This window comes from Thermoactinomyces sp. CICC 23799 (assembly GCF_016055145.1).
Classification (GTDB): Bacteria; Bacillota; Bacilli; order Thermoactinomycetales; family Thermoactinomycetaceae; genus Thermoactinomyces; species Thermoactinomyces intermedius.
Genome location: NZ_JAECVV010000003.1, coordinates 302,582 through 326,770, shown reverse-complemented (window position 1 = coordinate 326,770; position 24,189 = coordinate 302,582). Strand labels below are relative to the sequence as shown.

Sequence of the window (24,189 nt, the reverse complement as noted above, 5' to 3'; positions counted from 1 at the left end):
TGTTCCAAGTGTTGGAGACCCCGTTTTTTAATTTGTTCCAAGAACCGGAGACAAAGTCTCCCACTTGGCTGAAGAAGCCTTTCTCCTGCTTGGACGGGGCAACGTTCAGCTCCTCCGTCGGCTTGGGAGCCGGAGCCGGTTTTCCTTGGTTGAAATCCTCATGGATCTGCGGAACATCGAAACTCCCGCCGCCGGTTGCATAGGCAGTTGGTGTGGCCAGTACACATGCAACCAAAATGAAGCATAAGAAGAGTTTCCCATGATGTATCGTTTTCATTTTGGCAACCTTTCACCTCTTTTACATGATGCGTCCCCTTGCTGTAAGGGGAATTCTGAAAATCCTATGATTTTCTTTTGCCCATCCCCGTTTCTCTATTCTTTGATGACTGTCTTATATTGATCCAGATCGTGATGATCGATATCTACTTTTTGGATATCTTCAAAATAAATATTATAACGGCTTAAAATATGATTACTATCATTGGTACCCTCGGGTGTTGTTTTAAATTTATCCTCTAAAACAAAAATCTCCATCACAACTTCATTAAAATGCATCCCTTTCAAAGCTTTTAGGAAATTTTTGATTCCCTGTTCGTATCGACCATTTTGTTCATAAATATTAAACACTAAAGCCAGCTCGTATTCTGGCTCCCCTCCATTTTCCAAGATAGTAAAAATAGATGGTATTTCTCCGGTATACTTATCTTTTTCGGTTCCATTTGAATATGCAATATGTTCAATCTTCCTTACATCAAAATGTTTTTCAACCAATGACGTGATTTTGGGTTTCAATTCCTCCGTCCATAATGTTGCCACGTATGTATCCCTGATTTCATTCGGTTCCATAATAATGGATACTTGAGTGTTCTTTTGATCTTTGACATTCCCTCTGACTGTATAAGTTTGTCCTGTGAAACGGTCCTTACTTACCTCGGATACTTTAAAATCTTTATTGTATGTATCCTTGATATACTGAATGGCTTTTTCTTTGATTTTTTTCTTTTCTGCCTGATCTATATCTCCCTCTCCTCCCGTTCCTGTGCATCCGGCCAACAGGAATACAAACAACAGGATGAAAACAATCCAGATTCTTTGGATATTCACCTTTTTTCTACTCCCTTCCTATCATCAATCCCTAAGGTCATTATATAAGTTCCGCTGTCCCGTTGACTTAGCCATAAATTTAGGGATGGGCCAATATCTTTCTGCCCATCCCTGATTTTTTAATGTTTGATTACTGTTTTGTATCGATCCAGATCAAGACTATCAATATCTACTTTTTGAATGTCATCAATCACAATATTGTATCGATATAATGTGTATTCACTTTCTTTAGTTTCCTCAGCTATTGATTTTAATTTATCATCAGACACATAGATCTCTATAATCACTTTATTAAACCCTAATTTCTCAATCTCTTGTAAAAAACTTCTAACTCCTTGTTCATATTGACCATTTTGTTCATAAACCCTTAATGTTAAATCCAATGTATAATCAGGATCTCCTCCATTTTCTAATACATGAAAGACAGAGGGAATGTCACCGGTATACTTATCTCTTTTTCTTCCATTAGAAAAAACAATATGTTCCAACTCTCTTACATCAAAATGTTTTTGAGCCAAGGTAGTCATTTTTGGTTTTAATTCTTCCGTCCATAACGTACCTACATATGTATCTCTGATTTCGCCTTGTTCCATAAGAACTGATACTTGTGTATTTTTCTCATCTTTTATATTCCCTCTAACTGTATAATTCTGTCCTGTAAAACGATCTTTACTTACTTCGGAAACTTTAAAATCCTTATTGTACGTGTTTTTAATATACTGAATCGCTTTTTCCTTAATCTCTTTCTCTTCTGCTTGATTCATATCTTCCACTCCCCCAGTACAACCGGTTAATAAAAAGAAAACCATACATACTGCCAGTATTAATTTTTTGCCCCATCTCATCCCAGTTCACTCCTTTTTTCTCGGAACGATATTACCATCTTTACCGTACAAATCAACTATGGGTGTGTCTACTTTTTTGCCCTCGTCATATCCAGTAAAATTCGATATGCTATGTCCCCAACTGAGACTCTTTTTATTATCCAGTCCCTTGGCATCTTCTGCCAATTTAATACTTCCATCCGATTGAATATTATATGTTTTCCCTGGACGATACCCAAATGAGCCAATAAGATCATCCTTATATCTGTAGTTCCGTATCAAATCATCATAAGCACCGGCCTTTTCGTTTTCAGCAATCTCTCGTATTTGGGGATCAGATATGTTTCGTTTGTATTGATCTCCAACCTTAATATCACCTTCCAACCATATCAATGCTTTCTTTACGCTGACTGGCACGAACCACGAATTTTTCATTTTCTCGGATATAATCTCTGATAACTTGCTGGTGTTAAGATTATCATATAAATTCATTCCGGCTGCATTAAATGTTACCGTAGGGATCTTATATCTGGCACCGCAATCCGCAGCCAAGTAGCCGCCAAGGGAGTGACCAGTTAGCACAATGTTATAGCCTTGAAAATCTGGATCATTTATTATATTCTCTAAATATTTTCGTGCCTCTAATGCTTGGGGATTATTTATGTCATCTCCCCTAGCAATATATCCGCCATCTGTTATCAATAAATCTTTAAATGTCTCTTCAGTTCCCCGAAAAGCAATTATTATTTCTTGAGTTGCTGAATTTTTAAATACATGTGCTTGTAACCCACTCGAGTGATCAATATAATATTTTTTTCTTCTTTCCAACCTTCCCCTAATTTATCAAATACTTCAATAGAAGGTATTTCATCTTCATAAGCCATTTGTGCTGCAAACGCTAATTGTTGATCAGTTACATTTAAATCACTCAGCTTTCCATAAGGATATTGGCTGTTTCCCCTTGCCATTCCGGCATTCCCCAGACTGGCTGTCAGATTTTCTCCTTTTATGCTTGCAAAGAGATTTTTCAAACTCGTATAGGCCAATTGGATTCCTCTGGCGAGGGGTTGTCCGAATTTACTCAACAATCCGGTAAGGGCTGTGATTCCAAGGACAATTCCCCCGGTAATTTTGCCTGCTGTGGAGGTCATCCAATCCCAGGCTTTTTGGGCCGCTTTCTTGGTGGCGGATGCGGCGGTGTCCCAAGCCTTTTTCGCGCCGTTTTTCAGGTTGTTCCAAGTGTTGGAGACCCCGTTTTTTAATTTGTTCCAAGAACCGGAGACAAAGTCTCCCACTTGGCTGAAGAAGCCTTTCTCCTGCTTGGACGGGGCAACGTTCAGCTCCTCCGTCGGCTTGGGAGCCGGCGCCGGTTTTCCCTGGTTGAAATCCTCATGGATCTGCGGAACATCGAAACTCCCGCCACCGGTTGCATAGGCAGTTGGTGTGGCCAGTACACATGCAACCAAAATGAAGCATAAGAAGAGTTTCCCATGATGTATCGTTTTCATTTTGGCAACCTTTCACCTCTTTTACATGATGCGTCCCCTTGCTGAAGGGGAATTCTGAAAATCCTATGAAATTATATAATATATGACATTATTTTCAATACTCCTTTCTTTTTCATAAACTATTCACAAATTATTTGACCGATTTATTACATCAAGTTCAAATGGGGATATTGAAATTTTACCAAGTAAAAAAACAAAGGGCGGGACATGCGCCTTGTTTTCCCCTTGAAAATGCATCTTTCCAACCGCCCCATAAGACAAAAGTTATCTTGGAACAAGATTCCCCTTTGCTTTTCCGAAAAATTCAAAAAGGGGTGTGCCCTTTTTCCCGAACCGTCCGCCGGAATCATTCCCGCTTGTTTCCGGAAAACGATAGTTGCGGATCAGTTTGTCGTATGCACCGGTTGATTCTTTGACGACTTTTGCCGCACGGGAACCCTCTGTGATTTTGACCGCATAATTGCCCATGGGAGCCATTCCCACGGCTCCTTTGGACCCGCCCAATGCCCCCAACAATGTTTTCTCACTTACGTTTGGCAACTTTGGAACATTAAACGTCACGGCCGGGATCTTGTATCTGGCGGCACAGTCCGCGGCGACATATCCTCCCAAGGCATGTCCCGTCAGGATCTTGTCGTAATGGCAGTATTTTTCTTCGTTGAAGATCTTTTCTTGCAAATATTTACGGGCCGCAATCACTTGCGCATTGACGGCATCCTGATCAAATCCCGCAGCACCTTTACCCGTTTTTCCCGGGAAAGTCTCCGTGTCCCGGAAAGCAATCATCATCTCGTTGGTGCGGGGGTTGACAAACACATCGGCTTGCAAGCCGTACGGAAGTTCTTCCCTTAAACCGGAAACAGCCTCCCAATCTTTTCCCGGCTTGTCCACGGTTTTCTGCCCGGCGTTTCCACCCTTGGATGCCATGGCGGCGATCGCCAACTCCCGATCGGTCACTTTCCGGTCTTTCAAGGTGCCGTTCGGATACAGCCGGTTCTGCATCCTCTGTTTCAAACTGCTGTATGCTCTTTGGACGGTGCTTTGGATCTGCCGGCCGAACTTGCCGAACAATCCGGCGAGGGCTATGACCACCAGCGCCATCCCTCCCGTTATTTTACCGGCAGTGGATGTCACCCAGTCCCATGTTTGCCGGGCCACTTTTTTGATGGCCGTGACGGCGGAATCCCATGCCTTTTTGACTCCGCTTTTGAATTGGTTGAAAAAGCCGGCAATCCCGTCCGCCACACGATCCGGAAAACCTTTCGCTTCCCCGGTTTCTGCCGTCGGTGTCCCTTTGGCGGGAGCCGGTCCTTCTTTGATCTCATGGAAATCCTCATTGATTTCGGGAACCTCAAATCCTCCGCCGCCGGCATGGGCTGAAACCGGAAAAATAACCATGGCAGCGAAAAGAAACAAGAACAAAAGGCTCCCGTCACGTAATCTTTTCATCTTGGCAACCTTTCACCTCTTTACCTGTGAGTCCGTTTCATTAAAGACTTTGAAATCGATGGATTTTCTTCCTTCTCCTTTTGCTAATATTAATAATTATAATAAAAAATTCCATATTTGAGTTTAAAAATGAAGGAATAACTTGATAAATTATCCTTTGTCGCCTTGCGATAAGGCAAAAAGATGGACAGAACAAATTCTGCCCATCTTTTTTAATGTTGGATCACGGTTTTATATTGATCCAAATCAAGGTTTTCGATATTCACTTTTTGGATGTCCGGGATGTGAATGTTGTAGCGATATAACAAATATTTATTTTCATCTTTGGCGGGATCAGCGTTTAACCGGTCATCGTAAACATGGAATTCGAATCCGATCTCATGAAAATTCATATCCTTCAATTCCTTTAGAAATGACTTGATATTTTCGGGAGACTGTCCGCCGTTTTCATATATTTCACCGGTCACCTCCAAGATATACTTTTCATTCCCTCCATTCTTCAACACGTCAAAGATGGAAGGAACATTTCCGGTATATCTCGTGTCTTTGGCAGTTCCGTCATTATAGGAAACATGGTCAACGCTTCTCACACTCATATGTTTGTTCAACATATCTTTGATTCTCGGGGTCAATTCTTTCGTCCATAATTCCGTGAGATAGGTGTCATCCATTTCCTCTTCTTTTTTCCAAAAAACCGTCGCTTCCGTATCTTTTCCGTCTTTCACAATTCCCCGCACTCGGATGAGGCCGGCCGCTTGCCCCTTGGTTACCTCACGAACCTCAAATGCTTGATGGTATTTGTCCTTGATGTATTGAACAGCCTTTTCTTTGAGTTGTTTTTCTTCTTCTTGGGTCATTGTTTTCCCCTCTCCCTCCGGCATTTCTGTGGATTGTGTCTGACAGCCTGCAAGCAATAAGGCAAACAGAACGATTACACTGCACCATCTTTTACCAAAAAACATTTTGTCCCCACCTCATCTTTTTACAATATTTCCGTCCTCATCATAAATATCTGGAATGGGGGTGTCTACAGTTTTTCTTTCGCCTCTGTCATATCCGGTAAAGTTGGAAATCCCGTGACTGGATAATCCAAGTCCGATTTGATTATCCAATCCGGTTAACTCGTCCACCCTTCTCACGCTTCCATCCGATTCAATCTCATAAGTCTCACCCGGCCGATATCCCAATGTGCCTACAAGATCATCATTATATCGATAATTTCGAATTAACCCCTCATATTTGCCTGCTATTTCATTGGCCGCTATTTCCCGGACTTCCGGATTTAAAATGTTTCTTAAATAACCAGCCATTGTATCTGTAATGGCCCCCACTGGTCCTTTTAAAAATAATCCTTTCAGAGTGTTAGCATTCACATTTGGAAACAAGTTTTTTCCGGGAGCATTAAAAGTAACTGCAGGAATCCGGTATTTGGTTGCTGAATCCAATGCCAGATATCCTCCGAGCGAATGACCTGTCAAGACCATTTTATAGCCTTGATATTTTGGATTCGCCAAAATCTTTTCAATTTGCTTCCTTGCTCTCATCGCCTGCGGATTAATATCATATCCAAATGCAATTGGCCCATCTCCAATCACAATATCTTGCCACTGCGTTGGCTCTGTTCCCCGAAATGCGACAATCATTTCGTTTGTGAGAGGATTTTTAAGCACATACATTTGTAATCCATTGTTTAAATCGAGACTCATTTCTTCATCTAACTGCCACCCTTTCCCCAAGATATTTTCCAACTCAGCGGCGACGACATTTTTATCGGAATAAACCAAATCCGATATTTCAGCCAACTGTTTATCCGAAATCTTTATATCTCTCAGCTTCCAGTCCGGATGTCCCGGACTCGTACCACTTGCAGTTCCGATACCGATCAGACTGGCCACTAATTTTTGGAGTAGCGATTTGCTTCTTGCAAAAAAATTTTTCATCCACATACTCACACTGGCATATGCCGACCGGACTCTTTCCGAAATGAATTCACCAAATTTACTGAATAGTCCGGTCAGAGCAGAAACAACAAGAGCAGTACCCATTATCAGTTTGCCTGTAGTGGATTTAATCCAATCCCATGTCCCTTTGACCAACTTTTTGGCGGCCGTTTTGGCTGTTGTCCATGTATTTTTGACACCGTTTTTTAATTTATTCCAATACTTCACGGCTCCGTTTTGAAGTTTGTTCCATGCGTTGGAAACTCCGTTTTTTAATTGGTTCCACGAGTCGGACACTCCCTTTTTCAATTGGTTCCATGAACTTACGATTGAATCGCTCATGCTTTTCCAAAAGCCTTTTTCTTGCTTCGTTTCAGCAATATTTGTCTCCTTCGGGGGAGCCGGAGCCGGTTTTACCTTATTAAAATCCTCATTAATTTCAGGAATCTCAAAACCTCCGCCACCGGTTGCATAAACCGGACCAGTGCTCAATACACTTGAAACCAAAACAAATAGAAAAAAAAGACCCCCGTAATATAAAAATTTCATTCCTTTAACTTTTCACCTCTTTTACATAATCAACACATTCTTCACTTAACAGCATCAATTGTGGATGACTCCAAAAAATATGATTTCGCAAAACTAAACAACTACTATAAAATTATATAAATTACCATTTTTTTGTTCAACACATATTTTAAAATTTCTGAATTGTAATTCCACTCCGTCACATAAAAAACCCCGCCTTTTCAGCAGGGTTGAAAAGACGGGGAAATTTCTCATTCATTGGAGGAAAAGAGTTTGGACAAGGCTTCTTTGAGAGCCGGATTGGACAGTTCCTCCTGTTGTTTGAGATAGCGATTAATTTCTTTGCGCGAGACTTTGCTTTTTTGCTCTTTTTCCATCCGTTCTTTGAAAGAGGCATATTTTTCCCGGAAACCACAAGAACAGACAAAGATGCGCCCCTCTCCTTCCCCGCGCAGTTCCATCCGCTTTCTGCATTCGGGGCAGTGGACATTGGTGATGCGAGCCAGGTTTTTCCGGTAACCGCAGGACCGGTCCTGGCAAACCAGCATTCTTCCTTTTTTGTTCTTGACTTCAAGCAGCCGCTTGCCGCAGTCCGGACAGCGGGTGGCTGTCAGGTTGTCATGGCGGAAGGTGCGTTCGCTGGCTTTGATTTCATTGACCACCCGTTTGGCATAATCCCTCATCTCACGCAAGAAGCTTTCTTTTTTCAATTTCCCGTTTGCGATCGACTGCAGTTTTTGTTCCCATTTCGCAGTGAGTTCCGGCGATTTCAACTCCTCCGGGACCAAATCGAGCAGTTGTCTGCCGGTGGAGGTGAGGTAAATGTATTTTCCTTTCTTTTCAATATAATAGCTGTCAAACAATTTCTCGATGATATCCGCCCGGGTGGCCACGGTTCCGAGCCCGCCCGTTTCCCCGATCGTTTTGATCAAATCTTTCCGGTCGGTTTCCATGTATTTCACCGGATTTTCCATGGCGGCGATCAAGGTGCCTTCGGTAAAGCGTTCCGGTGGCTCCGTTTCGCCTTGCGTCAACTTCAAAGACCGGATGGTCAGCTCATCGCCGGGCTGAACCCGGGATAATGCCGGGTTCATGTCGGCTTCCGGTTCGCTGCCGGCCACTTGTTTCCAGCCGGGAGACAACACGGTTTTTCCACCGGCGATGAATGGTTCCCCTCCGATGGTTCCCTCCAACTTGATCTCCTCATATTCAAAGGGCGGGAACAACACGGCAAAAAACCTTCGCACCACCAGATCAAAAATCTTTCGTTCCCGGGGGCTGAGGTCTTCCAACCGGACCGGCTCTTCGGTCGGAATGATGGCATGGTGATCGGAAACTTTCCGGTCATCCACGAAATGGGCGCCGGCTTTCACCCCTTGTTTCGCTTGCCGGGCAAACTCCGCATACGGACCCACCCGGCAGGCTTCAATCCGTTCTTTTAACGTATCCACGATATCGGAGGATAAATAACGGGAATCCGTGCGCGGATAGGTGACCACTTTGTGCGTTTCGTACAATTGCTGAAGCGTCGACAGGGTTTCTTTGGCGGAAAATCCGTACCGCTGGTTGGCTTCCCGTTGCAATTCGGTCAAGTCGTAAAGGGCGGGCGCCCATTTCTTTTTCTTTTTCCGGCTGGCATGGGTGATGGAAAGCTTCTGGCCTTTGCCTGCAGCCACGATGTTTTCGCAAACCTCTTTGCGAAAGCTCCGGCCTTTTTTCCAAGTGAATTTCAACCCTTTGTCCGTGACCGCTTCCACCCCGTAAAACGGCTTCGGCCGGAAGTTTTTGATCTCCTCTTCACGGCGGGCAATCATGGCCAACGTGGGGGTCTGGACCCGCCCGCATGAGAGTGAAGCGTTATACTTGCTGGTCAACGCCCTGGTCGCATTAATGCCGACCACCCAATCCGCTTCCGCCCGGGCCACCGCGGAACGGTATAAGTTTTCGTACAGCTTCCCGTCCTTCAGTTTTTTAAAACCTTCTTTGATTGCCTTGTCGGTGACGGAAGAAATCCACAAACGCTTGATTGGCTTTTTGACCCGGGCTTTTTCAATGATCCACCGGGCCACCAGTTCCCCTTCCCGGCCGGCATCGGTGGCAATGACAATGTTTTGGACATCCGGACGGGACATCAGCTTCTTGATTTGATGAAATTGTTTGCTCGTTTTCCGGATCACCACTTGTTTCAAGGGTTGGGGCAAAATCGGCAGATCTTCCATCCGCCAGACTTTGTACTTTTTGTCATAGGCTTCCGGTTCCGCCAATGTGACAAGATGGCCGAATGCCCATGTCACGATATATTTGTCTCCTTCCATAAAGCCATTTCCTTTTTTGCGGCAACCGAGGACACGGGCAAGATCCCGGCCGACGGAAGGTTTTTCTGCAAGTACCACTGATTTTTTCATCTTGACTCTTTACATCCTTTCAATCCACGCAAAAAAGTTTACCAATCTCACTCTACCACTGTTTTCGGCAGAGTACCAGTTTGCATCCCCCTTTTTGGAAAACGGGCAAAAAAAAATAAGCCTGTCAATCCCATGCAGGCTTAAGGTTCATCCCGCCGGTGGACATCGCGGGCTGTCCGGATTCCGGATTCAATCGCCCCCTGGATCCATGTTCTCGTGTAGGAAGCATGTTCCCCTGCAAAGTACACCCTTCCTTCCGGCGCGATAACGGCCGGGAACAATTCGCTTTCCTGTTCCGGTTTAAACATTGAGAATCCACCGTTGGTATGCGGATATTTTTGCCAACTGAAGGAAGCGCCCGTCACGACATGGTTTTCGATCGAGGGGCCGAAAACTTTCATCAGCTCATCCATGTATTCTTTGATTTGTTGATCCAGGGACAATCCGTCCCAAATCAATGCATGATCCTCCCATGTGTAACTGGCCAGCACCACGCCGGTGTCGCTGCCAAACCCATGGCTGGGGAAATAGGTGAAGCGGATCGGCTGGTCGGTGATCATTTTCCCGCCAAACAAACCCGCGTCTTCCCAAAACCGTTTGTTAAACTGGATTCCGATTTTGGTGGAAGCCACGTAATGCAATTGCCGGATCGCCTTCCATTTGGCATGCGAAAAAGAATCGTACGGCTCGACGTCCACATATTGAAAAGCGGAAAAAGGAATCGTGATGATGGCGGCATCTCCGGTCACATGAACCATCTTGGAATTTTGATCCAGGGCATAAATGGTGACTTCCCGTTCGTTTTGCACAATCCGGGTCATCTTGTGCCGGAACAAAATGTTGGGCCGGAGTTGCGGCAAAAAAGCTTTCGGCAACTGATCCAACCCTCCGGCCACCTCATAAAAAGAAACATCCGGGCTTTCAAGAAGAATCAATTCACGCAATGCCTCAAGAAAAGACAATTCGGGAAGCCCTTCCAAATCCGCGAGCACCAGGATTTGTTCAATCGCGGCCGGCGACAGGGTCCAGCCCACCGGATTGTAACGGAAAAACGAATCGACGGAATATTTGTCAAATTCTTTGATCACTGTGATCCAACGCTGATCCGGGTCTTCTTCGATGAACTGAGTGATCGGGGAAACGGCCAGATTGAGCAAATCGCTGATGGTTTTCCCTTTTTCAAAGTCATTAACCGGGAACCTCAGGACATCCGGATTTCGTTCGTACTCTTTCAGCCGTACCAACACATTATTGACAAAAATCAGATCGTTGGGAGTGGAATTCACAAACGGCCGGAGCATCAGCCCGAATTTCCGGATATACTCCAATGTCAAATGATGGGTATTGGGAATGCGCATGGCTCCGGCCTCCATATACTCCCCGTTCTCAAACGGTGACCGGATTGTATACACTCTTCCTCCCACACGATCCGAAGATTCCAAAAGGATCACTTCATGCCCGGCTTCTTTCAGCAAAGAAGCAGCCACCAGTCCGGCCATTCCCGCTCCAACCACAATGATCCGTTTCGGTTGGGATGTCCGGCCGAGTCCTTTTTGGATGATGGAGATCATTTCTTCATTGGATAACGAGGGAATAAAAGGATTCATGATTTACCTCCAAGGACATAGAATACTATATCCTATGCATTTCCAGCCCTTTTAAGCATCGCGGTCCCCCGTTTTTCTCCATCCGGTCGGATTTACGCGAAAATATCGTAGGATTTAAATTTCCACACTGATTTTTTCTCTTCTTTGAAAACCTCCAAATCCCAACAGGGAATTTCAATCGTCTTCCCGTCTTCGGTCTGAATCCGGACCCGGGTGTGTTTCACTTTTTTGGCTTCACAACAAACCTCGGTTCTTTCCTCATTGCCGTCGCGTTTGACCGCGACATAAAAGTACATTTTTTGCATGTCTTCCAAAAATTTCTCCACTTCGCTTTCGGTTCCTTCGATGTTTAACTTCAACACGGTTCACTGTCCCCTTCCTTGGATTTTCCATGAAATGGTTGATGATTTGTCCGAAAATAGTATATAATTTACAAAAAATATTTGCAAATTTAACAAAAATGGTTATATTCATTCAATTATTCCTGATATTTCTAAATATACACGAAATATTTAAACAAACCCTCCGGATATTTGGTGCACCAAACCAAATAAACGGAATTCCCCCAAATATATCGACAAAACCGGACGGAAAATTTTTTGAGGTGAATGGAATGAAAGAACAAATCGATCGCGTGGCACTCGGGAGGTTTATCCGCCAGCAGCGGAAGAAACGAAAGCTCCGCCAGACGGACCTGACGGATGAAAAGTTGACCCAACCCGTTTTAAGCTCGATTGAAAACGGCAGAGGGCAAGTCAGCGTGGAAAAATTGGAATACGTCCTGAAAAAGCTGGGAGTGAAAGAAGACTTAACGTGTTTTTCCATGCAAAAGACAAAAGAAGAAAAGATCAATGAGACCATCCGGTTGCAGTTGACGGCCGTCGAAACGATCATCGATCTGATCAGCCCGGACCCGGGCCTGGCACGATTAAGGGAACTGAACATTCACGATGACCATCCGCTCTCTGTGTGGGCGCATTATTTGAAAGGCAAAGCTTACGCCGGGAAAAAGAAAGGGAAAAAAGCGCAGAAACATTTCACGGAGGCGATTTTGCGACTGGAACAACAATATCCGGAAATGGCTGAAAGCAACTTGCATTCCGCCAGCTACAACGGGTTAAGCCTGCTGGAGTACATGACGGACCAATACGGTACAGCACTCCGGTATGCCAAACAGGCACGGGAATGTTTTCAGGAAGAGGGGGAAAGAAGGTATTTAAAAGAAATCATTCTGGTCAATCAGGCCATTTATCTCGAAAAACTGAACCGCCTGGAAGAAGCGCAAAACACCCTGAATGAATTGAAAAAAGAGCAAGCCGGCTATCTCAGCAAAGAAGCACTCCTGTATCATTATGACGTCCGTTCTTCCATCTTGGCCAAAGCCCGGATGCATTCCATGGCCATCCAGTCGGCATTGAAAGGGATTGAGCTGGCTCGTGTGGACAAGATGGCGGATCGCCTGATGAAGTTTTGGGGAATGCTGGGCCGGATTTACATCGAATCCGGACAGCTTCATCAAGCGGAAATCTGTCTGGAAACGGCGCAACAGTTGGAAAAAAAGGTGCGCAAGGCGGGATTGTCCGCTTATCTTTACATACAGCTGGCCACGTTGCATGAAAAAAGGAAACAAGCGGAACCGGTCCGCAACTATTCCCTCAAGGCGCTTGCATCCAGCAGAAAAGCGGGCCTGATTTACCATGAATGCGAAGCCTTGATGCTCATGGCAAACAGCTTTTTTCTGCAAAACGAAAACCACAAAGCTTTTCAAACATTGAAGCAGGCACTCCAAATCGCGACACAGCATTCATTTTCCGACTTAACCGACCGGCTCCATCTTCTGATCGGCACGCATCTCGACAAACTGGGAGAACGCCATACCCATGCCTTTGCCTTGGATTTCCTCCATTCCCATGTCAAAAGCCGGGAGAAGAAAGAACCCCTGCCCGTGACCCTCCCCGCCGACTCCCCTTAAAACACGAATACCTCCCGGCTCATCCCCGGGAGGTGTTCTTCTTGGAATATCCGCAATGTTTGTCCATCGCCAAGTGAAAGGACATCCCCTTCATAACAGAGTATTTTTTCGTTGTGCGATAACATTATTCATTAGAAAAATTGCCCCCAACAACAGAATTGCGGTGGCGAATACCAAGGAAGAAGTATAACTGTTTGTTTTCTCCGCAAGGATCCCGGCACCGATCGGGCCGAGAATTTGACCCAATCCATAAATCGCAGTCATATAACCGATCACGCGACTGCTTTGTTGAGGATAAATCTCCCGCCCCATGGAAGTGGCAAGCGTGGTGATCCCCATAAAAGTCCCGCCAAACAGAAAAGCTCCCAAATAAATCCCGATGGCATCAGGGTAAATGGCAGGAAGAAGGACACCGACTGCTTGCAATAAATATGTAACCATCAGGGAAATTTGGTATCCCCAGCAATTCGCAATCCATGCCCAAAAAATACAGGAAGGGATTGCGGCAAGCCCTGCAATCATCCAGCTGACGGCGGGATTTTGAGACAAGGAAGGAATTTGCGCCGCCATTGCCACCAGAAAGGTTCCCGTCACGATATAACCCAAACCTTCACACCCATAAGCAGTCATCAGCCAAATGAATTGTTTTTTATTGTTCTGAACTTCCACAGCAGTTGGATGGGACTCCGATGACCCGGCTGATTCATTTCCTTCTGTCACACCAAACCACGAAACCAAACCCAACAGAATACTGAATACCATCAAACCGAGCCACGCTCCATCCCATTGCAACCATTGGACAAAATAAGGCACGAGCAAACCGCTGAAGAAGATCCCCCATCCAACCCCACCATAGAAAAAACCAGCCCAGCTCATTCGCTGTTGATTGGCCAGCCGATCCAAAACTATGCCTGAAATCAAGACGAGAAGCGGGGTATATGAAAACCGTCCAATTCCCATGGCAATCAGCAATGCAATGGTTCCCGAAGCCAAGGTGACAACCAGATTATTTTGTTTCATGACACATCGACTCTTCCTTCACAAAAGAGACAACGTTTTATCATCTCTTTCTAGTTTATGTGTAAACATTGAGTTCTCCGATATATAACGACAAACCACACAAAGATATTGATTAAAGATATATTCATTCTATTAAATCCATTAAATATATTCAATAATATAAATTTTATATATAAAACATTTCTTCTGTTAACACCAAAAATTATAATTGAATCCAATGCTCTCCCCGCCGATTCCCCTTAAAACACGAACACCTCCCGGCCTCAACCGGGGAGGTGTTCTTATTGGGATATCAGCAATGTTTGTCTTTATTACTATAACATATTTTCTACCTGTCCATCGTTTTAAATGATCCACATCCCAGCCTTTAACCTTGCACCTTTTCCTCCAATTTCCGCAACCGCTCTTCTCCCAACAGAACTCTCCCGCCTTCGCTCAGCACCAGCCCGATGCTGTCGCGGATGAGTTGATCCGCCAGGGAATCAAGCGGCGTGGTACTTTTGTTGATGAGGATAATGTCTGAACCGGTTTCATGGGCGATTTCCACCAACCCGGCAAAAGGATACACTTGCAAGGACGTGCCCATCACGAGAATCAGATCCGCTTGCTCCACTTCCCGGACCGCCTCATTCCAGGAAGCCGTGTCCAGCGGTTCCCCAAACAGCACAATCGGCGGCCGGAGAGGAGCCCGGCACTGCTCATCGGTACAATAATAAGCGCCTTCACGATACGAAGTGGCCGGATACGCTTTTCCGCAGCCGGAACAAACCAGATGGCGCATGTGCCCGTGAATCTCGATCACTTTTTGGCTTCCCGCCCGCTGATGGAAACCGTCAATGTTTTGCGTCAGGATCGCTTTCACCATGCCTTCTTTTTCCAGTTCAGCCAACACATAATGGCCGATATTGGGGTGATGTTTCAACAACTCTTCCACCCGCATCTGGTAAAACTCAAAAAAATCTTTCGTCCCGATGGCACCCGGGGTGGCAATTTCATTGGGATCCCTGCCGCTCCAAAGCCCGCCTTGCGAGCGGAAATCCGGAAGACCGCTTTCCGTGGACATCCCCGCCCCGGTCAAAACCACGAGATGTTTGGCATTTTGAACCTTTTTCACCCATTCTCTCATGCCCTTACCCTCCTTCTCCCATTCATGTTAAGACGATTTTGATCCGGAAACCAGTCTCGGCTTTATGAACAGATCCACCGGTTAACGCGGTTGATGATGTCTTGATATTTCGGTTTGCACTGAATCATCATCCGGCTGACCGGATGATGCTCTCCATATCGCTTTACCACATCCCGGACCCTTTCGTCCAAACTGACTTTTTCCCCTTGCGGCGAAGTTTGAACATCACAATATGTGACCAAGTCTGTAAACAGCCGGTCTTGCTCGTCCAACAGATCATGATTCAAAGAATAGGCCGGAAGCAAATCGCTTCTTTTTTCCTTTACCGTTTCATAAGCTTCCGAATGAAAAAGAACCGCGGCAATCACCGGCTTGTTAAAACCGGCCTTAAAAGCAAAACAAGCTCCGTCAAAGGGATGAAAGTTGGTTTTGTTTAACTTGGGACTATAACCGATATCATGGAGATAAGCGGCTTGAATCAGTTCTTTTTTCACTTCCTCATTGAAATTTAGCTTTGGCAAAATCTCTTTCATTAAACGGACAACGCCCAAGATATGATGATACCGGTTTTCTTCAGGAGAAAGAAAGTCTGCCAGTCTATCCGCATGAAACGGTTCGGGAGTTTTCCCGGACGATCTGAGAAGTTTCATCTTCACCAAAAATTTCCCCCTCATTCAAACCGCAATGATTGAAGAGCTTGCGGCCCGATCCCGTACCGGGCCAATGTTTTGACCGTGCTTTCGCCGGTTAATTGTTCTTCCTTCACCCCGAGCTGTAAAGCCACTTGGATCACATGTTCTTTGGACTTTCCCTCAATCTCCAGATACGGAGGAATACCCGGCCACTCGTCAATCTCCAGTCTCGCACCACCGAGCAAAAAACGGGTTCTCCGGTTTTCCTGATACCCCTTGGGACGATACCCCAATTTTCCGAGCAACCGGCCGGCCTCCTCGAAGCTGCTCACGGTGATCTCAATCTCTTCCGTTCCGCCGATCCCGTCATGGTGCACTTCTTTCACCGCCAGTGTGACTTCTTCGCCCGTATCGCGCAGGCGCATCCATTTGCTGTGGTCTCCCGGAGTGATCTCATAAACATAACGCCGCATCAAAAATTCGCCGGCCTTTTCCCCGCCTGCTTTGAAGATTCGTTCCATCATTTCGGCCGGATCGATTTCCAGGACTTTGGCTTCAAATTCAATGGCCATTTGGACTTTCCCCCTTCCTTTTTATTATAAAAGCACGGCGGCTGGATGTTTCGAGAAAGTGTGAACACTCCTGTCTTTATCCGCCGGACTGTTGTATATTCTTTGTAACAGCCTGAACAAGGGAGAATGGATATGACGAAGTGGACAAAAAAAGAGTTCGTCGATGAAGATTTCAGCCATCAACGCTTTCCCGCCGTATCCATGGAAGAATGCCATTTTCTCCGCTGCCGTTTCAGACAAACGTTTTTGAAGGAAATCAGCACAACCCGTTGCGTCTTTGAAGAATGCCATTTTGCCCATGCGATCCTGAACGGCTCCACACATCGCGGATCAGCCTTTTTCAATTGCCAATTTGAACACGCCCGGTTGTTTGCTTCGGTTTTTGAAAACTGCAAAATGACCGGATCTTCCTTCGGCGAGGCTGATTTCACCGGTGCTTCCATCCAAGGCGGAGACTGGTCTTACACCTTGCTTAGAAACCAGCATTTCAAGCGATGCGACCTTTCCGGAATCCGGTTCAAAGAGGCCGACTTATACGGTACGGAGTTTGAACAATGCAATTTTAAAGAGGCGGATTTATCTTATGCGAACATCCAAGGGGCTTCTTTCAAAGGATCCGATTTGAGAGGCGCCATTTTGGAAGGATTGGATCCGAAAAGCTCCAACCTAAAAGGAACCCGCATCGACCTTGCCCAAGCCATTCAACTGGCCCGCTCGTTTGGTGCCATCGTGGAGTAAATTTCCCCAATTAAAAAATCAACCCGGTGACGGTTGGTTTGCCACCAGGTTGATGAAAAGGATCCGGGCTTCAGATGGTAAACAGCAGGTACAAAGCGGTGCCCCACATAATGAAAGCCGACACTTTGTTCAACATGTTGATCACGCCGGCGGATTGATGAAACCTTCCCACTTGCTTTCCCACCCATGCCAGGGAAAAGAACCAGATCCAGGATACGGCGACACAGGCAAGTGTAAAAGCAAACTTTTCGGCACCGGTATAGGAAAGGGAACTGGTGCCGATCACCCCGATTGTATCCATGATGGCATGCGGATTGAGCAATGAAACGGAAACGGCAAAAGCGATTTGCTTTTTGGGGGAAAGCGATGATTTTTGCGGCTGATCCGGATCCGATCGACTTTTCCAAGTCACCCATCCCATATAGGTTAAAAAGAGGGTGCCCGCGAGGATCAGCATCAACTTGACCCAATATACGCCAAAAACCACAACCGATACGCCCAAAACAGCCAAAGAGATCAGGAGTGTGTCACAAACCGATGCAGTAATCACCACCGGCAAAGCCCGGAAAAACTTAGGTTGCGTAGCCCCCTGATTAAATACAAAAACATTCTGAACCCCGAGCGGCAAGATCAGCCCGAAAGACAAAATGATGCCATGAATTACGGCTTGAACCATTTTATACTGCTTTCCTTTCCGGATCACTTTCAGATTTCTGTTTCTTTAACAGAGTAATTTAATTCAGCAAACGCTAAAGAATCCCCTTCTTGAAATCTAAAATCATTTCGCAAAAAAGCATATCTCTTCAGCTGGATCACAAAATCCGTCTTCTGAAATCAGCGATCTTCTTTGGATTGTTTTTACCATTGGCCTTTTTTGTCGTTCTGAACGAGAAAAACGCCTCCTCAAAGAGAAGGCGTTTTTGGATTCAAGCCTCTTTCTTTCCGAAAAAGTGCTTCAGCGCATCATAGACTTGCCCTTTTTCCCGGATGACAAAGTGGGCAAAGCGCGGCACTTTCAAATGGCGATAGGCACTCATCAAGGTGGAATGCCGGTTATATTGGTTGACTTCCCCGTAGCCAAACATATTGGAACGTTTGAGAATTTCGCGCACCAATTGGACGCAGCGTTCATTGTCCGAACTTAAATTGTCTCCATCGGAGAAATGGAACGGGTAAATGTTATACCGGTCATGCGGATAGCGGGAATCAATGATTTCCAGAGCTTTCCGGTAGGCCGAGGAACAAATGGTTCCGCCGCTTTCTCCTTTGGTGAAAAATTGTTCTTCGCTCACTTCCTTGGCTTCCGTGTGATGAGCGATGAACACAATCTCGACATTTTCGTACTTGGTGCGAAGGAAACGGGTCATCCAGAAAAAGAAACTGCGGGCAATATATTTTTCAAAAACCCCCATCGATCCGCTGGTGTCCATCATGGCAATCACGACCGCATTGGAATGCGGCACGACGATGTCTTCCCATGTTTTAAAGCGGAGATCATCGACGGAAATTTGGGTTTTTTTGCTTCCTTTCAGTGCGTTTCGTTTAATGGCCGCCAGCAACGTGCGTTTTTTATCGATGTTTCCCATCAATCCTTTTTTGCGCACATCATTGAAGCGGATGTCATCCACCGACATATCCTGGCTTTCTTTGCTCTCCAGGTGCGGCAGTTCCAACTCGGAAAACAACATTCCTTCCAATTCTTCCACGGAGACTTCGGCTTCATAATAATCGTGCCCTGCTTGATCGCCGGCTCCCTGTCCTTTTCCCGGCCCCTGATTGCCGGAACCGGGTTCTTTCCCCAACACATCTCCCACCTTGCTGTCCCCATTTCCTTGTCCCACGTGCTTCCCTTTGTTGTAGTTAAAGCGGAAACGGTATTCTTCAATGGAGCGAACCGGGATTTTCACGATCTGTTTCCCGTCCGACATAATGATGCTTTCTTCACTGATTAAATCCGGCAGGTTTTTTCGGATCGCTTCTTTCACTTTTTCCTGGTGCCGCATTTGGTCCTGATATCCTTTGCGGTGAAGGGACCAGTCTTCCTCAGAGACAATAAACGGGGGGTGCGCCATGGGTTTCACCTCCCTGAAAATAAAGCCCTTTAGACTGTTGCGGCAAGGACTCTCTTTCCGACAGAAGAATCCTTGCCGCAATTTTTTGACCGTCAGCGGTTTAACAAACTGCCCACGTATCTTAAAAGCTCATTGGCACTGGCAGGCGTATATCCGTATTCGGTCACCAGCCGGTTAATCACTTCATTGATTTTTTTCAATTGGTTTTCATCCGGGTTTTTGGTGGATGTCGTGATTTTCACCACGTCCTTGAGATCGGCAAACAATTTTTTCTGGATCGCTTCACGCAGGCGGGGATGCTGTTTATAATCAAACTTTTTCCCTTTGCGCGCATAAGCCGAAATGCGAATCAAAATCTCTTCGCGGAACGCTTTTTTGGCATTTTCCGAGATGCCGATTGGCTCTTCAATGGAGCGCATCAACTTTTCATCCGGCTCCAGTTCTTCCCCGGTGATTGGATCGCGGATTTTGTTCCAGTTGCAATAAGCTTCCACATTATCCAGATAATTTTCCATCAGGGTTTCCGCCGACTCTTCATAAGAGTAGACAAACGCTTTTTGCACTTCTTTTTTGGCGATTTCGTCGTATTCTTTCCGGGCGATGGAAATGAAATGGAGGTATTTCTCGCGCTGCTCGGGAGTAATGGAAGGATGTTGGTCCAAACCGTCTTTGAGGGAACGAAGAATATCCAAAGCGTTGATAAAATTGGTTTCCGTCTTGATGAGTGCACTGGAGATCCGGTTGATGACATAGCGGGGATCGATGCCGGACATGCCTTCATCGAGGTGTTCATTGCGCAATTCATCCACGTCGATGTCTTTGGATCCTTCGACCACTTCCCCATCATACAGGCGCATTTTCGTCAAAAGATCCACTTTTTTCGATTCTTTCAACCGGGTCAGAATGGAAAAGATCGCTGCGGCTCTGAGCGAGTGGGGAGCAATATGGATGTGGGCCAGGTCACTTTGTCCAATTAATTTTTTATAAATTCTTTCTTCTTCCGTCACGCTTAAATTATACGGAATGGGCATCACGATGATCCGTGATTGCAACGCTTCATTTTTCTTATTGGCAATAAACGCTTTGTACTCGGCTTCATTGGTGTGGGCGACAATCACTTCATCCGCGGAGATCAATGCAAAACGACCGGCTTTGAAATTGCCTTCCTGGGTCAGTGATAACAAGTTCCACAGAAACTTCTCATCACACTTGAGCATTTCCTGGAACTCCATCAACCCGCGGTTGGCTTTGTTCAGCTCGCCGTCAAACCGGTAAGCGCGCGGATCGGACTCCGAACCGTATTCAGTGATGGTGGAAAAGTCAATGCTTCCCGTCAAATCGGCGATATCTTGTGATTTGGGGTCCGACGGGCTGAACGTTCCAATTCCGACCCGTTCATCCTCGGACAGGATGATCCGTTTCACGGGAACGTCTTCAATCCGTCCGTTGAATTCTTCCTTCAGCCGGAACCGGCAAGACGGGCAAAGTTTCCCTTCGATCTTCACGCCAAACTCTTGTTCAAATTCGGGCCTCAACTCCTCGGGAATCAAGTTGAGCGGTTGTTCATGCATCGGGCATCCTTTGATCGCGTAAACGGCCCCTTCGTCGGTCATGGAGTACTTCTCCAACCCTTTTTTCAACAGCGTCACAATGGTGGACTTTCCTCCACTGACCGGTCCCATCAACAGTAGGACCCGTTTTCTGACATCCAAGCGCCGGGCGGCGGAGTGAAAATACTCTTCGACCAAGCGGGTGATGGCCTGATCCAGCCCGAACAGCTCTTTGGTGAAGAAATGGTATTTTTTATTTCCTTGTGAATCGGTTGAAACACCGTCTTTTATAATCATATCGTAAACTCGGGAATGAGCGGTTTGAGCCACGCGGGGATTTTTCTTCACGATGTCCAGATAGTCAATGAAGGTTCCTTCCCATTCCAAGCTCTTCTCGCGGTTGCGATACTCCTCAAGGCGTCTGAGGAAATGATCCATGGAAAGCCTCCTCTCTAAACTTTCAAACCAAACCGTTGACTTTTCAAATCCCTGGTGACTAACAATCTGAAAAAGGAAAAGAGACTAAGGCATGATTTTCTATCATATATATGCGCTATTTAGAAAGTTGTTACTTCTATTTTATCAGAATTTAAAGGAAAAAGATAGAAAAACCTCAGGAAAAATCTGAGGTTTTTCAAAAATCTTCAGCGGATGGATGGCTCAAAATCTCTTTTTTCAAATACGCCCGTTTGCTGTTGGATCGATTCCAACAAGCTTTGAAGATCCCCGGCATCATCAACCGGATACGTCGGTTTGCCCCGGTCGATTTGGCATTCGGATTTTAAATAGAATGTTTTCATCCCCGTGGTGGAAGCCACCATGTCTTCCTGCATATCGTTGCCGATCATGACACATTCTTCCGGCCGGACTCCGATCCGCGCGGCAACTTCCAGATAATATTCCGGATTGGGTTTGCAATAGTGGGCCTCTTCATACACGGTCACCCATTGAAAGGGAAGATCATCGATTCCGGCCCATTTCAACCGCTCCATGATCGCGGCCTTCGGGAATACCGGATTGGTTGCCACCACGACTTTATACCCTTGATCCACCGCGGCTTGTACCACTTTCCGGGACAAAGGACTCACCTTTGTATATTTGGAAAGTTTCGGGAAATCTTGTTCATAAAATTGATTGAATAAAGGCCAGATGATTTCCCGGTCCAGCCCGGAACGTTTGAGAAACTCCCGTTCAAAAATTTGTTCGTTGGTCCTTGTCCCGTCCCCGCTTTTCATCATGGCTTCTGTCGCTTCCCAAATGGTTTGGATCAGCTGATCGGGTGCGATCAGATGCTTCACCTTTCCCGCCAGTTCTTTCAAGTAAATGCGCACGAAAGACTCCGTGTCAAGCGGCAGAAGCGTGCCGTCCAAATCAAACAAACATGCTTTGATCATAAGGTGTCCCTCTTTCTGTGTGAATCTCCGTCAGACTAGGTTCTTAAAACCGATTTGCCTCAATCCTTCATACAAAACGATGGCAACGGAGTTCGATAAATTTAACGAACGGGAGACTGGCCGCATGGGAATCCGGATCATGGTATCCTTGTGCGCCTCCCAAATTTCAGGTGCCAATCCTTTGGTTTCTTTGCCGAAAACAAAAAAATCATTTTCCCGGTAAACCGGTTCGGTATAATGTTTTTTCGCAAAGGTTTCCACACAAAAAAAGCGCCCGTCCGGGTACTTTTCCTTCAATTCGTCAAAGGAATCATGATATTCGATATCCAGTTCATGCCAATAATCGAGACCGGCCCGTTTTAATTTGCTGTCATCGATCTCAAACCCCAACGGACGAACCAAATGCAATTTCGCCCCGGTCACCGAACAAGTGCGGGCAATGTTTCCTGTATTTTGCGGAATTTCCGGTTCAACCAGCACGATATGAAACGGCACAGTTTCATCACTTCCATCTGTCCAAACTTCCTGTCTATTTTACCCGAAAAAGAAAATCCGCTTCAACTTATCCTATTCAATGTGGAAAAACACATAACGGGTCTGTGGTGTCCAGGCGGGGGAATCACGATACTCCCAACGGCGATGCAGGCTGTTTTGGGTATGCGCATTGACCAGAGGCTGTCCGTCTGCATCAAACGCCGTTACAATCGTATTGTGATTGAAACGCCCGTCTCCTTCCCAATCATAACAAATCACATCCCCCAATAAAAGCTCCCCGGCCGAGCCGACCATCCGGCATCTGCCCGTGGAACCCCCTTTTTTCAAAAACTGATACAAACTGTGGGCCACCGCCCAGCTGAAACTCCATTGGTGGTTCCCGTGATCTCTCCGGTACCACCATCCTTGGTTCCTGCTCCCGAAAACCATGGGCATTCCACCTGCATACAGGCACTGGGAAACAAAGTTGGTACAATCATCGTCAAAAAGCAGATATGCAGGATGATGGCCGTTCCAGTAGCGATTGGCATAAGCTACAGCCCGTTGCCGGTTGTAAACCATGCTCGTCATCCACAACGCTCCTTCATCGGTTTTACAAACATCCTATGAAGCCGGCAACGGGATCATTCCCTATTTAAAGCTGCCCACCCAAACCTCCCCCACTTTGATACTGTAAATGGTTTCTTTCTTTCCTTCGCACAAGTGAAGCTCGGTCTGCTGATAAACTTTGCCCAAAATTTTTTTGATCTCTTGGGAAGCGAGGGCGCTTTTTTTTAAATCACTTTTTGTAAACACATCGCTTTCGATATGGAGATTCCAATCCAGTTGCTCCAATCGCGCCTTCAACCGGGGAAAACAATTGCCGGGAAAAGGTTTCGGATCCGGATCGGGGTCAAACATCCCCCACGGCGGACGGGATTCACCCGTCGAGACGACAATTTGCGACTCCGTCATGTAGGGAAGGAAAAGCCACAGCTGCAATTCACAATCTTTCCGGGCTTGCTGCAGTTTTTGCTGCCAGTATTCACTGACGTCCAGCAATGCTTCCAAAAATAATTGTTGATACCACAAAGGGAGCTTTCTTCTCTTTAATGCATGCAACGGGGGAACGCGCTCGTTTTCTTCCAATTCCCGAAGGTGTAATGCCATCGCCGCTTGTTTCCAATGCTCGATTTTCCGGATTTGTCTTTTCCAGCCCCGGATCTTTTTCTTTTTTTTCCTGTGTTGTAAAATCATATGAATTCCCCCATTCA

24 protein-coding genes are annotated in these 24,189 nt (G+C 45.9%); 2 read left to right on the top strand and 22 right to left on the bottom strand.

The window, feature by feature from the left end; genetic code table 11:
* The 11 genes from I8U21_RS06015 to I8U21_RS05965 all read right to left on the bottom strand — a co-directional run.
* Positions 1-277 (bottom strand): hypothetical protein (locus tag I8U21_RS06015; RefSeq protein ID WP_198053506.1); only part of this gene is annotated, 277 nt, incomplete at its 3' end.
* Between the two features lie 95 nt (positions 278-372).
* Positions 373-1,104 (bottom strand): hypothetical protein, encoded by a 732-nt coding sequence (locus tag I8U21_RS06010; RefSeq protein WP_198053505.1) that lies wholly within the window; start codon positions 1,102-1,104, stop codon positions 373-375.
* 119 nt (positions 1,105-1,223) lie between these two features.
* Positions 1,224-1,949: a hypothetical protein gene (locus I8U21_RS06005; protein WP_198053504.1), complete on the bottom strand. Its 726-nt coding sequence runs from the start codon at positions 1,947-1,949 to the stop codon at positions 1,224-1,226.
* A gap of 6 nt (positions 1,950-1,955) precedes the next feature.
* Positions 1,956-2,756: a YqiA/YcfP family alpha/beta fold hydrolase gene (locus I8U21_RS06000; RefSeq protein WP_198053503.1), complete on the bottom strand. Its 801-nt coding sequence runs from the start codon at positions 2,754-2,756 to the stop codon at positions 1,956-1,958.
* Positions 2,672-3,436: a hypothetical protein gene (locus I8U21_RS05995; RefSeq protein ID WP_198053502.1), complete on the bottom strand. Its 765-nt coding sequence runs from the start codon at positions 3,434-3,436 to the stop codon at positions 2,672-2,674. Before I8U21_RS05995 ends, I8U21_RS06000 begins: the two co-directional genes overlap by 85 nt.
* 264 nt (positions 3,437-3,700) lie before the next feature.
* Complete coding sequence (locus tag I8U21_RS05990) at positions 3,701-4,885, bottom strand: alpha/beta hydrolase family protein (RefSeq protein ID WP_198053501.1); 1,185 nt, start codon at positions 4,883-4,885, stop codon at positions 3,701-3,703.
* Between the two features lie 212 nt (positions 4,886-5,097).
* The gene (locus tag I8U21_RS05985; RefSeq protein WP_198053500.1) at positions 5,098-5,742 is read right to left on the bottom strand and encodes a hypothetical protein; all 645 of its coding nucleotides are present in this window, start codon (positions 5,740-5,742) and stop codon (positions 5,098-5,100) included.
* Between the two features lie 117 nt (positions 5,743-5,859).
* On the bottom strand, positions 5,860-7,374 hold the full coding sequence (locus I8U21_RS05980; RefSeq protein WP_198053499.1) for a Tle-like phospholipase domain-containing protein: 1,515 nt from the start codon (positions 7,372-7,374) through the stop codon (positions 5,860-5,862).
* Between the two features lie 230 nt (positions 7,375-7,604).
* Positions 7,605-9,758 (bottom strand): DNA topoisomerase III, encoded by a 2,154-nt coding sequence (locus I8U21_RS05975; protein ID WP_198053498.1) that lies wholly within the window; start codon positions 9,756-9,758, stop codon positions 7,605-7,607.
* Between the two features lie 140 nt (positions 9,759-9,898).
* Positions 9,899-11,368 carry a flavin monoamine oxidase family protein gene (locus I8U21_RS05970; RefSeq protein WP_370527032.1) on the bottom strand — a complete coding sequence of 490 codons (1,470 nt, stop codon included), beginning with the start codon at positions 11,366-11,368 and terminating at the stop codon, positions 9,899-9,901.
* 89 nt (positions 11,369-11,457) lie between these two features.
* Positions 11,458-11,727: a hypothetical protein gene (locus I8U21_RS05965; RefSeq protein WP_198053496.1), complete on the bottom strand. Its 270-nt coding sequence runs from the start codon at positions 11,725-11,727 to the stop codon at positions 11,458-11,460.
* A 251-nt stretch (positions 11,728-11,978) separates the two neighbouring features.
* On the opposite strand from I8U21_RS05965, the gene I8U21_RS05960 reads away from it, so the two are divergent.
* Complete coding sequence (locus tag I8U21_RS05960; protein WP_198053495.1) at positions 11,979-13,337, top strand: helix-turn-helix domain-containing protein; 1,359 nt, start codon at positions 11,979-11,981, stop codon at positions 13,335-13,337.
* A gap of 90 nt (positions 13,338-13,427) precedes the next feature.
* Here I8U21_RS05960 and I8U21_RS05955 read toward each other — a convergent pair whose 3' ends face one another.
* The 4 genes from I8U21_RS05955 to I8U21_RS05940 form a co-directional block, all read right to left on the bottom strand.
* Entirely contained in the window at positions 13,428-14,357 is a 930-nt protein-coding gene (locus I8U21_RS05955; protein WP_198053494.1) for a YbfB/YjiJ family MFS transporter, read from the bottom strand.
* 367 nt (positions 14,358-14,724) lie between these two features.
* Positions 14,725-15,483, bottom strand: a complete 759-nt coding sequence (locus I8U21_RS05950) for an NAD-dependent deacylase (protein ID WP_198053493.1) — start codon at positions 15,481-15,483, stop codon at positions 14,725-14,727.
* 62 nt (positions 15,484-15,545) lie between these two features.
* Positions 15,546-16,133, bottom strand: a complete 588-nt coding sequence (locus I8U21_RS05945) for an HD domain-containing protein (RefSeq protein WP_232334006.1) — start codon at positions 16,131-16,133, stop codon at positions 15,546-15,548.
* A gap of 20 nt (positions 16,134-16,153) precedes the next feature.
* Positions 16,154-16,687, bottom strand: a complete 534-nt coding sequence (locus I8U21_RS05940) for a class IV adenylate cyclase (protein WP_181732710.1) — start codon at positions 16,685-16,687, stop codon at positions 16,154-16,156.
* A gap of 132 nt (positions 16,688-16,819) precedes the next feature.
* Between I8U21_RS05940 and I8U21_RS05935 the strand changes: the two genes are divergently transcribed.
* Positions 16,820-17,425, top strand: coding sequence for a pentapeptide repeat-containing protein (locus tag I8U21_RS05935; protein ID WP_198053492.1), 606 nt, complete (start codon positions 16,820-16,822; stop codon positions 17,423-17,425).
* 70 nt (positions 17,426-17,495) lie between these two features.
* On the opposite strand, the gene I8U21_RS05930 is transcribed toward I8U21_RS05935, so the two are convergent.
* From I8U21_RS05930 to I8U21_RS05900, 7 genes are all read right to left on the bottom strand, one after another.
* Complete coding sequence (locus I8U21_RS05930) at positions 17,496-18,101, bottom strand: LysE/ArgO family amino acid transporter (protein ID WP_198053491.1); 606 nt, start codon at positions 18,099-18,101, stop codon at positions 17,496-17,498.
* A gap of 250 nt (positions 18,102-18,351) precedes the next feature.
* Positions 18,352-19,497 carry a sporulation protein YhbH gene (gene yhbH, locus I8U21_RS05925; RefSeq protein WP_181732706.1) on the bottom strand — a complete coding sequence of 382 codons (1,146 nt, stop codon included), beginning with the start codon at positions 19,495-19,497 and terminating at the stop codon, positions 18,352-18,354.
* A 92-nt stretch (positions 19,498-19,589) separates the two neighbouring features.
* On the bottom strand, positions 19,590-21,485 hold the full coding sequence (locus I8U21_RS05920; RefSeq protein ID WP_198053490.1) for a PrkA family serine protein kinase: 1,896 nt from the start codon (positions 21,483-21,485) through the stop codon (positions 19,590-19,592).
* Positions 21,486-21,691: 206 nt separating this feature from the next.
* On the bottom strand, positions 21,692-22,441 hold the full coding sequence (locus I8U21_RS05915) for an HAD family hydrolase (RefSeq protein WP_198053489.1): 750 nt from the start codon (positions 22,439-22,441) through the stop codon (positions 21,692-21,694).
* 30 nt (positions 22,442-22,471) lie between these two features.
* On the bottom strand, positions 22,472-22,936 hold the full coding sequence (locus I8U21_RS05910) for a tRNA (cytidine(34)-2'-O)-methyltransferase (protein ID WP_181732703.1): 465 nt from the start codon (positions 22,934-22,936) through the stop codon (positions 22,472-22,474).
* A 72-nt stretch (positions 22,937-23,008) separates the two neighbouring features.
* Positions 23,009-23,506, bottom strand: coding sequence for an amidase domain-containing protein (locus I8U21_RS05905; RefSeq protein ID WP_181732702.1), 498 nt, complete (start codon positions 23,504-23,506; stop codon positions 23,009-23,011).
* A 60-nt stretch (positions 23,507-23,566) separates the two neighbouring features.
* Complete coding sequence (locus I8U21_RS05900; protein WP_198053488.1) at positions 23,567-24,172, bottom strand: hypothetical protein; 606 nt, start codon at positions 24,170-24,172, stop codon at positions 23,567-23,569.
* Positions 24,173-24,189 lie beyond the last annotated feature (17 nt).